Origin of the sequence: Citrobacter telavivensis (genome assembly GCF_041807075.1) — a bacterium.
In the GTDB taxonomy this organism is placed as follows: domain Bacteria; phylum Pseudomonadota; class Gammaproteobacteria; order Enterobacterales; family Enterobacteriaceae; genus Citrobacter_A; species Citrobacter_A telavivensis.
This window is the reverse complement of sequence record NZ_JBGUBF010000001.1, coordinates 449,415-461,731: the sequence shown is the minus strand read 5'-3', so window position 1 is coordinate 461,731 and position 12,317 is coordinate 449,415. Positions and strand designations below refer to the sequence as shown.

Here is a 12,317-nt window from a genome sequence, read left to right as displayed (position 1 = left end):
ATGGATTAAATTGTTCCGCAAACCTTTTCAATCAATTCCGCCGGGAATTGCATTGACTGCATGATGTGTTCGATCATGCTGCATTTACGGCCGGTGTTGGTGTTGGTGATCACCCAATAAGGCGTGCCGGGCACGTGTTTTGGTTTGGTTTGATTACCGTTTTTCAGTAGCGTCTGTTCATCAGCCGCAAAATAGACACGCGTTCGGCCATGCAACGATTCCGTTGCTTCAGCAAACGCATGTTGATCCAGTGTATAAAGTGTAGTCAGCACCAGCATAAAGCGGTTAACCGCTTTCTTCTGTTCCGCATATTCATCGGACAGAAGCAGTTCACGCATCGCGCGCACTTTATCTTTGACAAGATTGACGGGTTTCGCCTCTGCAACCACCGGTTGCGCCGTGCGAACCTCTTTTGTCACTGGCGTGACGGGCTGTGATGCGGCGGAAAACTTCAACATACGCCGTAAAATCTCGGATGCGCTCTCGCCGATATGCTTCGTGTGGCTGGCAATATAGCTATAGAGTTCATCATCAACTTCAATCGTTTTCATCTTAATCCAGTGCGGTGTCTTATCTGATCTGAAATACAAATCGTTGGGAGTATAGGGGCAAATCCCAACGGCGAATAGCGTCAAACCTGGCTGAACAAAAAACTCGGAGAAAACCGAAGTGGTTGCAGCCCAGTGGCAGAATGGTCAACATAATACCCTAACCCGACAGAGCGAAAAAAAGAACTTTGCCATGAAATTGAATATCCGAGCGCAATCCGCACAAAACCTGCACAATAATTCTCCCATCGTACTGGTTCACGGTTTATTTGGTAGTCTGGACAACCTGGGCGTGCTCGCACGAGACCTGGTGAACGACCATGACATCATCCAGGTCGATATGCGTAACCACGGTCTCTCTCCTCGCGACCCGGTGATGAACTACCCGGCGATGGCACAGGATCTGCTGGATACGCTGGAGGCACAACACATCGAAAAAGCCACCTTTATTGGTCACTCGATGGGCGGTAAAGCGGTAATGGCGCTCAGCGCGCTGGCCCCGGAACGCATCGATCGTTTAGTGGCAATAGATATCGCCCCGGTGGACTACCCTGTCCGCCGCCACGACGAAATTTTCGCTGCCATCAACGCGGTGACGGCATCAAAGGCAAAGACCCGCCAGCAGGCGGCTGCGGTCATGCGCGAATATCTTAATGAAGAAGGCGTGATTCAGTTTTTGCTGAAATCATATGTTGACGGCGAGTGGCGTTTTAACGTGCCGGTGCTGTGGGAACAATACCCGCATATCGTCGGCTGGGAGACGATTCCGGCCTGGGATCATCCGGCGCTGTTTATCCCCGGCGGCAACTCCCCTTATGTCACCGAGGCGTATCGCGCCGATTTACTGGCCCAGTTCCCACAGGCGCGTGCGCATGTGATTGCCGGGGCGGGTCATTGGGTGCATGCCGAAAAGCCGGAGGCGGTGCTGCGCGCCATCCGTCGTTATCTCAACGAGACGGCTAACTGATTAAAAACTCAGCGTCCGTGCGCGATTACACGTACGAACGTTGGCGCGCCTCATCCGCTGATGTATGATGGCGCGCTATCCATCCGGGCAGAGGCCTGGCTGATTGTTTCCCCGAAGTCACCAAAATCATGGCCAAAGAACAAACGGACCGTACGACACTAGATCTGTTCGCGCACGAGCGTCGCCCGGGACGACCGAAAACCAATCCGCTTTCGCGCGATGAACAACTGCGCATTAACAAGCGTAATCAGCTAAAACGCGACAAAGTTCGTGGTCTTAAGCGTGTCGAGCTCAAGCTCAACGCGGAAGCCGTTGACGCGCTAAATGAGCTGGCGGAATCCCGGGAGATGAGCCGCAGTGAACTGATTGAAGAGATACTGATGGCCCAACTGGCGGCGCTACGCGGCCAGGATCTCGCCTGAAATCCCCTCATTCCCCACTTTCGTGTAGCATGGAGTGCACTCGTATGCGTTTGCTATTTCCGCATACCTGACTGTTCTGCTATGATTGCCGTTATCTGTGGGCAACTCGCCACCACCATTTCAATAAGTTTCAAGAGGTTACTTTACTCATGGCAATCACTGGCATCTTTTTCGGCAGCGACACCGGGAATACCGAAAATATCGCAAAAATGATTCAAAAACAGCTTGGTAAAGACGTTGCCGATGTGCATGACATTGCAAAAAGCAGCAAGGAAGATCTCGAAGGCTATGACATTCTGCTGCTTGGTATCCCAACCTGGTACTACGGTGAAGCGCAGTGCGACTGGGACGACTTCTTCCCGACCCTCGAAGACATTGATTTTAACGGCAAACTGGTTGCGCTGTTTGGCTGCGGCGATCAGGAAGACTATGCTGAATACTTCTGCGACGCGTTAGGCACAATCCGCGATATCATTGAGCCGCGCGGCGCAACCATCGTGGGTCACTGGCCGACCGCAGGCTATCATTTTGAAGCGTCCAAAGGTCTGGCGGATGACGACCATTTTGTCGGTCTGGCGATTGACGAAGACCGTCAGCCGGAACTGACCGCCGAGCGCGTGGAAAAATGGGTGAAGCAGATTTCTGAAGAACTGCACCTCGACGACATCATTAACGCCTGATGTACGGCGGCGCAGACAATGTTTGCGCCGCATCAATAGACAGAACCAATCAAAATAATTGCTACAAATTTGTAACTTTCTTGCCCATCCCTGTACAATGTGCGGGAGTTTTTAGGTGGCGCTCTCATTTCCAGGCAATACCGACTATTTATTAACATTTGCCAGAGGCTTGCGGTTTTCATTTAGACACGGCAGTCCTATAATGAAACGCATTATCTCGAGTGCAATTTCTGTCACTTCTTGTATGAAGTGAATCGTTTAGCAACAGGACAGATTCCGCATGACTGACAACAATACCGCATTAAAGAAGGCTGGCCTGAAAGTAACGCTTCCTCGTTTAAAGATCCTGGAAGTTCTTCAGGAACCGGAAAACCATCACGTCAGTGCGGAAGATTTATATAAACGACTGATCGACATGGGTGAAGAAATTGGTCTGGCGACCGTGTATCGCGTGCTGAACCAGTTTGACGACGCCGGGATCGTTACCCGCCACAATTTTGAAGGCGGTAAATCCGTTTTCGAGTTGACCCAGCAGCATCATCACGATCACCTTATTTGCCTCGATTGCGGCAAAGTGATCGAATTCAGTGATGATTCTATTGAAGCGCGTCAGCGTGAGATCGCGGCGAAGCATGGCATTCGTCTGACGAATCATAGCCTTTATCTGTACGGCCACTGTGCTGAAGGCGATTGTCGCGAAGACGAACACGCGCACGACGCGAAATAATTTGTATTATTCTGAAAAGCCAACCTGCCGGTTGGCTTTTTTTATGCGTGCCATTCCCCACGCCGCGCTTTCTTCTGACAGCATGTTGCTTTAATGTAAAATCTCACCCTGCCTTGTCCGGAGAATCGAAATGGAACTTCGCCAGCTACGTTATTTTGTCCGTATTGTGGAAACCGGGAGTATGGGCAGCGCGGCGCTCGATCTCGACATCGGCGTTTCCGCGCTCAGCCAGCAGATGACACGACTGGAAAACGAACTTGCGATTCGTCTATTGCAGCGAACCTCGCGTGGCGTAACGCCAACCAACGCCGGTCTGGCCTTTTACTCACAGGCGCAACTGGCGCTGCGTCACGCTGATGACGCCATTCTGGCCGCGCGCGATGCGCGTCTGTCCGGACATGTCAGCGTCGGCATGGCCCCCAGCACGGCCTCTGTCCTGGGAATGCCGTTTATTCATGCTATGCGGGAACATTACGCCGACGTACGCTTGCATGTGGTGGAAAGCCTCTCGGGCAATCTGGAACGGATGATCAACACCCGTCAGATTGATCTGGCCGTCGTTTTTCAAAAAGAGAAGATCCTGCGCTGGAGCGCCAGGCCGGTTCTCGAAGAGCGGCTTTTTCTGATTGGCACGCACGAGCTGCTGGCGGATATTCCGGATGACACCATAACCCCTGCTCAACTGGCGAATATTCCCCTGATCATGCCAAGCCTCGGTCACGGACTGCGCGGCCGACTGGAGGCCATCTGTCAGGAACACGGACTAAAGGTTGATATCGCCACGGAAATTGACGGCCTGACGTTACTGATGCACGCCGTTCGCAGCGGACTCGGTGCCACGCTGCAACCCGGAGCTGCCATTTCGCACCTTGAGAGAGACGCGCTAAGAGTGATCGGTGTCCACAATCCTGTACTTAGCCGCCCCAATTTTCTGGTCAGCCTGTCTGACGATGAACTCACCCCCGCCGGGCTCGCCGCCCGCGTGATGCTCACAAAAGTCATGCGTGAACTTGTTGAAACCGGCTGTTGGCCGGGTGCAACCCTTTACGCTCACTAAACAGGTCTTTAGCTTTTCGTCATAGCGCCCATACAACCCGTACGTATACATTTCAATTACAAATTTAACAAATAGTTAAATGATAATGGAGTATACGATGGTGGATGTACTGGTGATTGGCGGCGGTAATGCCGCGTTATGTGCCGCCTTAACCGCTCGCGAGGCAGGAGCCTCCGTGTTGCTGTTAGAGGCTGCGCCACGGGAATGGCGCGGCGGCAATTCTCAACATACGCGCAATTTACGATGCATGCACGATGCGCCACAGGATGTGCTGGTCGAGAGTTATCCCGAAGAGGAATTCTGGCAGGATCTCTGGCGTGTCACGGAAGGCAACACCGATGAAGCGCTGGCGCGTCTGGTGATCCGCACCTCATCGCAGTGTCGTGACTGGATGCGCCAGCACGGTGTTAACTTTCAGCCTCCACTCTCTGGCGCACTGCACGTGGCGCGTACCAATGCCTTCTTCATGGGCGGCGGTAAAGCCCTCGTGAACGCCTATTACCGCAGCGCAGAAAAGCTGGGGGTTCAGATTCGCTACAACTCGCCGGTACAGGCGCTTGAATTGCGCAACGGTGAATTCGTCGCCGCCCTGGCAGGGAACGAGCGCATTGAGGCCAAAGCCTGCGTCCTCGCCGCTGGCGGGTTTGAATCCAACCGCGAATGGCTGCGCGAGGCCTGGGGGGAAAACGCGCGTGGCGAATGGCCGGCCGATAACTTCCTCATTCGTGGCACCCGCTTTAATCAGGGCGTCTTGCTCAGATTTATGATCGATGCCGGGGCTGACATCATCGGCGATCCGTCCCAGTCCCACTGTGTTGCCATTGATGCCCGAGCCCCGCTGTATGATGGCGGCATTTGTACCCGCGTGGATTGCGTCTCGCTTGGCGTGGTGGTCAATCGGGACGCGGAGCGCTTTTACGATGAAGGCGAAGATTTCTGGCCGAAACGGTATGCCATCTGGGGGCGTCTGGTTGCCCACCAGCCCGGCCAGATTGGCTACTCCATTATCGATAGCAAAGCGATCGGCCACTTTATGCCGCCGGTTTTCCCGGGCGCGCAGGCCAACACGCTGGGTGAACTGGCCCGCCAGCTGGGGCTGGATACCGAACGCTTTACCCATACCGTGGAACAGTACAACCAGGCCTGTCAACCGGGCCAGTTTGATCACACAACGCTGGATAACTGCGCGACGCAGGACCTGACGCCACCCAAAACCCACTGGGCGCGGCCTATCGATACCCCCCCCTACTACGGCTATGCCCTGCGTCCGGGGATCACCTTTACCTATCTGGGACTGAAAGTGAATGCACACGCTGCGGTCCACTTCGCTGGAGCCCCCAGCCGTAACCTGTTCGTTGCCGGTGAGATGATGGCAGGCAACGTGCTGGGCAAGGGTTATACCGCCGGTGTCGGCATGTCCATCGGCACCACGTTCGGGCGGATCGCAGGGAAAGAAGCCGCACGGGCGGCACGTAAGGAGGCGCGCCATGAAGCAGCTTGAAAAATTGATTATTGAAGCCAAAATTCTCACCGAGCCGGAGGCGGAAGTCGAGCGGGTGATGCAGGTTTGTAACGCCTGCCGCTATTGCGAAGGGTTTTGCGCCGTGTTTCCGGCAATGACTCAACGACTGGAATTCGGCAAAGCCGACATCAACTATCTTGCTAACCTGTGTCATAACTGTGGCGCCTGCTTACATGCCTGCCAGTATGCCCCGCCGCATGAGTTTGCTCTCAACGTGCCGAAAGCGATGGCGGAAGTACGCCTGGAGACCTATCAACATTACGCACGGCCTGCGGCCTTTGGCGCACTGTATCGCCGGGCAGGCGTCACCGTGACGCTGGCGCTGGTCTTTAGTCTGATCCTCTTTTTACTCCTCGCGATGGGGCTGAAAGGATCGCTGCGCCACCCACCGCTGGCCGGTGATTTCTACCAAATCTTCCCGCACAACCTGCTGGCATGGATGTTTGGTTCCGTTTTCGTTCTGGCGATCGGTTTATTGATGGCGGGCGTGATCCGCTTCTGGCGTGAGATATCGCCGGTCGGGCCACGTCCGGCGGAAATTGCCGAAGCCTCGCACAATGCGCTTACGCTGAAATACCTCGACGGCGGACATGGCAAAGGCTGCAACGACGCTGACGACGCCTTTACGCTGATGCGCCGTCGTTTCCATCATTTCACCTTCTACGGCTTTATGCTCTGTTTCGCCGCGACCGTGGTGGCGACCGGCTACCACTATTTTGCCGGATGGGAAGCCCCCTACCCGTTCTTTAGCGTGCCGGTCATGCTTGGCACGCTCGGAGGCGTCGGTTTAGTCGTCGGTCCGGCAGGCCTGCTGTGGCTAAACCTTAAGCGTTCGCCACTGCATGGTGATGCGCGGCAGAAACCAATGGATCGCGGATTTATTTTACTGCTGCTACTAACCAGCCTGACCGGTCTGGGCTTGCTGGCGGGAAGAGACACCTCATGGATGGGGATCCTGCTTGCCATCCATCTTGGCGTGGTCATGGCACTTTTTTTGACCATTCCGTACGGAAAATTTGCCCACGGATTTTACCGCTGCGCATCTTTACTCAAATGGGCGATTGAGAAGCGACGCGGAAAACAGGCGGGGGTCGCAGGCGACTAACCCGCAAACTCTTACCTCTATAAATATTATGATAAGACAGTGGAGCAACCTCAATGACTCAACAACCATCGCGCGCCGGCACGTTCGGCGCAATACTGCGTGTGACCAGCGGTAATTTTCTCGAACAGTTCGATTTTTTTCTGTTTGGTTTTTATGCCACCTATATCGCAAAGACGTTTTTTCCTGCCGAAAGTGAGTTCGCCAGCCTCATGCTTACTTTTGCTGTTTTTGGCTCCGGCTTTTTAATGCGTCCCATCGGGGCGGTAATACTGGGGGCATATATCGACAGGATCGGCCGGCGTAAAGGGCTGATGGTCACTCTTGCAATCATGGGCTGCGGCACGCTGCTGATAGCCCTCGTTCCGGGTTATCAGACCATCGGCCTGCTGGCCCCCGCGCTGGTCCTGCTGGGGCGCTTGTTACAGGGATTCTCTGCCGGCGTCGAACTGGGTGGCGTCTCTGTTTATCTTTCTGAAATTGCAACGCCTGGCAACAAAGGCTTTTACACCAGTTGGCAATCGGCCAGTCAACAGGTCGCGATCGTTGTCGCCGCGCTGATTGGCTACGGCCTGAATGTCACGCTGGGGCACGATGAGATCTCTGAATGGGGTTGGCGAATCCCGTTCTTTATTGGTTGTATGATTATTCCGCTGATTTTTGTTCTTCGACGTTCACTGCAGGAAACTGAAGCCTTTTTACAACGTAAGCACCGCCCCGACACCCGGGAGATTTTTACCACCATCGTTAAAAACTGGCGCATCATCACCGCAGGAACCCTGCTGGTGGCGATGACGACCACGACCTTTTATTTTATTACCGTTTATACCCCTACATACGGGAGAGCCGTTTTGAACCTGAGCGCGCGTGACAGCCTGATAGTCACCATGCTGGTGGGGATTTCTAACTTCATCTGGCTGCCAATTGGCGGCGCCATCTCTGACCGGATTGGGCGTCGCCCGGTGCTGATGGGTATCACTTTGCTCGCCCTGATCACCACCTGGCCGGTAATGAACTGGCTGACCGCCGCCCCGGATTTCACCCGTATGACGCTGGTGCTGCTCTGGTTCTCGTTCTTCTTCGGCATGTACAACGGCGCGATGGTTGCCGCACTGACCGAAGTGATGCCGGTTTATGTGCGAACCGTGGGGTTTTCGCTGGCCTTTAGCCTCGCCACGGCGATTTTCGGCGGCCTGACGCCCGCTATTTCCACGGCGCTGGTCCAGTTGACCGGCGATAAGAGTTCTCCGGGTTGGTGGCTCATGTGCGCAGCGCTCTGTGGACTCGCCGCGACCGCAATGCTGTTTGTCCGTCTCAGCCGCGGTTATCAGACGGCAGAGAATAAGCTCTGAAACGCAAACGGGCGGAGAAATCTCTCCGCCCGTTTTATGTTGTTTCTGACGCTTACTTCGCCGTATTGTTGCTGCGAATTTCCTGCCAGATCTTATCGCAATCGGCTTTCACGGCCTGATCGTTACCGGTGCGCGTCGCCTGAATACACTGCTGGTAATCCAGCACCCTTACACTCTCCTGATTCGCAAACTGCTGATGCTGTTTCTCTTTTTTCAGCACATTCAGCACGCTCTGACAGGCTTCGATTTTCTCTGGCGATCCCTGCGCCGTATTGATACAGGCGCTGTACGCCTCTTTCAACCGGCTGTCTTCTTTCGGGGCCGTTGACGGCGCGCAGGCCACCAGTCCCGAGGCCATCACGGCGATGAGTATCAGTTTTTTCATAGCATGGTCCTCAACGGTGCGGCAGGCGCAGGGCCTGCCGCTGTTGGCATTAGAAGATGGTGAACGGCGCAATCACGATGAACTTCACGTCGCGCTCATCCTGGAAGATGTTGCCATAACCGCCACCCCAGCTCGGGATGTTGGAGTGGTTGTCATATTCGGTGAAGTGCAGTTTAAACATGGTGCCTTTCGCACGACCGTCCTGCAGCGTATAGACCGCATCCAGGCTATAAGATGACTCTTCGATAGTACGGTTTTTGTCGTAGTACGCATCCGGGCTGCTCTGCCAGGTAGACGGTTTCGCGTCCCAGGCATACACATAAGAAGCCCCGACCGCCCAGCCAGGCAGATTCCAGTTCTTCAGGTCATACATTGCACCGAAGAAGACCGCTTTTTCACCGTTGGCGTTGAAGTCCGAACGGTTATCCCACCAGATATCCAGACGACCGTTGGATGACGCATAGGTCGGTGTCATACGTTGCAGGAAGAACCCTTGCTGACCATCGGCCTTAACCCAGGTCCCTTCCAGACGCAGGTCAACAACTTCCGCCACCTTGTAGCCGAAGGTCAACGCCTGCAGCCAGGCCGTACCGTCATAAATGTCGCTGGCGCTGCGGTCATCGACTTTGTCACGCGCCCCGTAGAACTGGTAGCTGGTGGAGAACGGATTGCCACCTAAATCGAACTTGTAGCTGGCTTTGGCGAAGTACTGATCGACATAGCCTTCGGACTGACCAAACGCCGCTTCCAGCACCAGGTCATTTTTGAAATCATATTTTGCACCGACAGAGTGGAGATAATCGACTTTGGTCTTTTTATCGCCCTGGTAGAATTTATCGACTTCGGTGTGCCACGGCGCTTTATATTCATTGGCCCACATATAGGAGAAGCTCAGTGCGCCCGCGTCGCCGTAGTCAAAGTTAGCGCCCGCTTCGGCACCCTGATAGGTACCCGGCATAAAGCTCCAGTGCGGCGCTAACAGCGTCTGACCGGTAGGTTGAATATAACCGGCACGTGCCCAGGCGGGACCGTATTTGAATTTCGCGGCGGCCTTATACAAACTAATTCCGCTCTTATCACCGGAGTAGTCTTCGTCATAGCCTTTGTTCTTTTTCGAGAAAGCGATTTCGTTTGGATGTCCGCTGTCGCCGTTTTCCGCCATTTCAATGGCAGTAAACGCCGCCACATCGAGACCAAACATATCCGCCGCATAGCCGGACTGGAAATCCAGGTTGGCGTTCCAGGTCGCGTGAGAGAGGTTAGTTTTGTATTTGTCGTCGTCGGTGACATCTTTACGGTCGCGCTCACGCTGCCAGTAATAGATGCCGCCGGTCAGGGTTGAATCATCGAAAAAGCCTTCGGCCTGTGCCTGCGGAACAACGACCAGACCCGACAGTGCTGTGATACCGGCGATAGCCAACGCCAGCGCACTACGTTTGCCACTAAACGTACGCATATGTTAATCCTCTTTGACGTATAAATTGCTGTTGCCAAAGGCAAAACAGCGAAAAAAATAAAAATTTAAAAGTAGCTGTGAGAGAAACCTCACTGACTACAGTGATAGACTATTTTTCGCGACGCGAATTATCAATCTCTTTCTGTAACGAGAATGTAAGAGTATGAGCAACCGCACATATTTCATCGCTTTCTGTTACATTTCATTCATTGGTTAATAAATGACAGTAAATATAAAAATTTTCTATGTTTTCCAGAAAGATGAAAGCTATTTCTTGTCATAAGCGGTTTATTACATAAGTTAGCGAAAACAAGCGTTTGTTAATGGCTTCATTTTTTGAATGGGAATTAATTCGCTTCGCAAAGTGAGATTTATCGGCGAAAAAAAACGCCGCAGAGTGCGGCGTTTGAAAGGATCGTTGCGACGGCTTATTCGCCGACTTTCGCCCAGGTGTCACGCAGGCCAACGGTGCGGTTAAACACCAGTTTCTCTGCGCTGGCATAACGGCTGTCCAGGCAGAAGTAACCTTCGCGCTCAAACTGGAACGCTTTCCCTGCTACCGCAGCTTTCAACGACGGCTCAGCAAAGCCCTGTTTGATCACCAGTGATTCCGGGTTCATCACGGACAGGAAGTCTTCCGCAGCCCCCGGGTTTGGTACGCTGAACAGACGATCGTAGAGACGGATCTCTACCGGCAGCGCGTGTGCGGCGCTAACCCAGTGGATAACGCCCTTCACTTTACGTCCGTCGGCCGGATCTTTGCTCAACGTATCCGCATCATAGGTACAGAAGATAGTGGTGATATTGCCTTCAGCATCTTTTTCCACGCGTTCTGCTTTCACCACGTAGGCGTTACGCAGGCGCACTTCTTTGCCCATCACCAGGCGCTTGTACTGCTTGTTGGCTTCTTCGCGGAAGTCAGCGCGATCAATCCAGATTTCACCGCTGAACGGAACCTCACGCGTGCCCATTTCCGGTTTATTCGGATGGTTAGGCATGGTGACCATTTCGCTTTCGCCCTGCGGGTAGTTCTCAATAACCAGTTTTACCGGATCGATAACCGCCATCGCACGCGGCGCGTTTTCGTTCAGATCTTCGCGGATACAGGATTCCAGCGACGCCATTTCGATCGTATTGTCCTGCTTGGTCACGCCAATGCGTTTGCAGAATTCACGGATTGCCGCCGCGGTATAGCCGCGACGACGCAGACCGGAGATGGTCGGCATACGCGGATCGTCCCAGCCTTCTACATGTTTGTCAGCCACCAGCAGGTTCAGCTTACGCTTGGACATCACGGTGTATTCCAGATTCAGGCGCGAGAATTCATACTGGCGCGGGTGAACCGGAATGGAGATGTTGTCCAGCACCCAGTCGTACAGACGACGGTTGTCCTGGAACTCGAGCGTACACAGTGAGTGGGTAATACCTTCCAGCGCGTCGCTGATGCAGTGGGTGAAGTCATACATCGGGTAGATGCACCACTTGTTGCCGGTCTGATGGTGCTCAGCAAATTTAATGCGGTACAGAACCGGATCGCGCATCACGATAAACGGCGATGCCATGTCGATCTTCGCACGCAGACAGGCTTTACCTTCTTCAAAGCCGCCGGTACGCATTTTTTCGAACAGCGCGAGGTTCTCTTCGATGCTGCGATCGCGGAACGGACTGTTTTTGCCTGGCTGAGTCAGCGTGCCACGGTATTCGCGGATCTGCTCCGGCGTCAGTTCATCGACATACGCCAGACCTTTGTTGATCAGTTCAACCGCATAGGCGTGCAGTTGATCAAAGTAATCTGAGGAGTAGCGAACGTCGCCAGCCCAGTGAAAACCTAACCACTCAACGTCGTTTTTGATCGAATCAACGTACTCGATATCTTCTTTTACCGGGTTGGTGTCATCGAAACGCAGGTTGCACTGGCCCTGGTAATCTTGCGCGATACCAAAGTTCAGGCAGATAGATTTCGCGTGGCCAATGTGCAGATAGCCATTTGGCTCCGGCGGAAAACGGGTATGGATCGTGGTGTGCTTACCACTGGCCAGATCTTCATCGATGATCTGACGAATAAAGTTACTCGGGCGGGCTTCAGCCTCACTCATCGT

Annotated in this window: 12 protein-coding genes; 8 read left to right on the top strand and 4 right to left on the bottom strand. The window is 53.8% G+C overall.

Annotated features, from left to right (window positions below; translation table 11 throughout):
* Positions 1-5 precede the first annotated feature (5 nt).
* Positions 6-551, bottom strand: a complete 546-nt coding sequence (gene seqA, locus ACERJC_RS02125) for a replication initiation negative regulator SeqA (RefSeq protein WP_152405471.1) — start codon at positions 549-551, stop codon at positions 6-8.
* 190 nt (positions 552-741) lie between these two features.
* On the opposite strand from seqA, the gene ybfF reads away from it, so the two are divergent.
* From ybfF to tcuC, 8 genes are all read left to right on the top strand, one after another.
* Positions 742-1,515 (top strand): esterase, encoded by a 774-nt coding sequence (gene ybfF, locus ACERJC_RS02120; RefSeq protein ID WP_373670911.1) that lies wholly within the window; start codon positions 742-744, stop codon positions 1,513-1,515.
* A 128-nt stretch (positions 1,516-1,643) separates the two neighbouring features.
* Complete coding sequence (gene ybfE / locus ACERJC_RS02115) at positions 1,644-1,937, top strand: LexA regulated protein (protein ID WP_044326665.1); 294 nt, start codon at positions 1,644-1,646, stop codon at positions 1,935-1,937.
* A 149-nt stretch (positions 1,938-2,086) separates the two neighbouring features.
* Positions 2,087-2,617 carry a flavodoxin FldA gene (gene fldA / locus ACERJC_RS02110; RefSeq protein WP_046477502.1) on the top strand — a complete coding sequence of 177 codons (531 nt, stop codon included), beginning with the start codon at positions 2,087-2,089 and terminating at the stop codon, positions 2,615-2,617.
* Positions 2,618-2,897: 280 nt separating this feature from the next.
* Positions 2,898-3,344, top strand: coding sequence for a ferric iron uptake transcriptional regulator (fur, locus tag ACERJC_RS02105; RefSeq protein ID WP_046477500.1), 447 nt, complete (start codon positions 2,898-2,900; stop codon positions 3,342-3,344).
* A 130-nt stretch (positions 3,345-3,474) separates the two neighbouring features.
* A complete protein-coding gene (gene tcuR, locus ACERJC_RS02100; RefSeq protein ID WP_178825371.1) occupies positions 3,475-4,401 on the top strand; it encodes a tricarballylate utilization LysR family transcriptional regulator TcuR in 927 nt (308 codons plus the stop codon).
* A gap of 97 nt (positions 4,402-4,498) precedes the next feature.
* A complete protein-coding gene (gene tcuA / locus ACERJC_RS02095; RefSeq protein WP_373670910.1) occupies positions 4,499-5,902 on the top strand; it encodes an FAD-dependent tricarballylate dehydrogenase TcuA in 1,404 nt (467 codons plus the stop codon).
* Positions 5,889-7,028 carry a tricarballylate utilization 4Fe-4S protein TcuB gene (tcuB, locus tag ACERJC_RS02090; protein ID WP_373670909.1) on the top strand — a complete coding sequence of 380 codons (1,140 nt, stop codon included), beginning with the start codon at positions 5,889-5,891 and terminating at the stop codon, positions 7,026-7,028. Before tcuA ends, tcuB begins: the two co-directional genes overlap by 14 nt.
* Positions 7,029-7,081: 53 nt before the next feature.
* Positions 7,082-8,377 (top strand): tricarballylate/proton symporter TcuC, encoded by a 1,296-nt coding sequence (gene tcuC, locus ACERJC_RS02085; protein WP_373670908.1) that lies wholly within the window; start codon positions 7,082-7,084, stop codon positions 8,375-8,377.
* Positions 8,378-8,429: 52 nt separating this feature from the next.
* Here the strand turns inward: tcuC and ACERJC_RS02080 are convergent, their stop codons facing one another.
* From ACERJC_RS02080 to glnS, 3 genes are all read right to left on the bottom strand, one after another.
* Positions 8,430-8,762, bottom strand: coding sequence for a ChiQ/YbfN family lipoprotein (locus ACERJC_RS02080; protein ID WP_125368863.1), 333 nt, complete (start codon positions 8,760-8,762; stop codon positions 8,430-8,432).
* A gap of 49 nt (positions 8,763-8,811) precedes the next feature.
* Positions 8,812-10,218 carry a chitoporin ChiP gene (chiP, locus tag ACERJC_RS02075; protein WP_152405478.1) on the bottom strand — a complete coding sequence of 469 codons (1,407 nt, stop codon included), beginning with the start codon at positions 10,216-10,218 and terminating at the stop codon, positions 8,812-8,814.
* Positions 10,219-10,646: 428 nt separating this feature from the next.
* On the bottom strand, positions 10,647-12,314 hold the full coding sequence (gene glnS, locus ACERJC_RS02070; RefSeq protein ID WP_373670907.1) for a glutamine--tRNA ligase: 1,668 nt from the start codon (positions 12,312-12,314) through the stop codon (positions 10,647-10,649).
* Positions 12,315-12,317 lie beyond the last annotated feature (3 nt).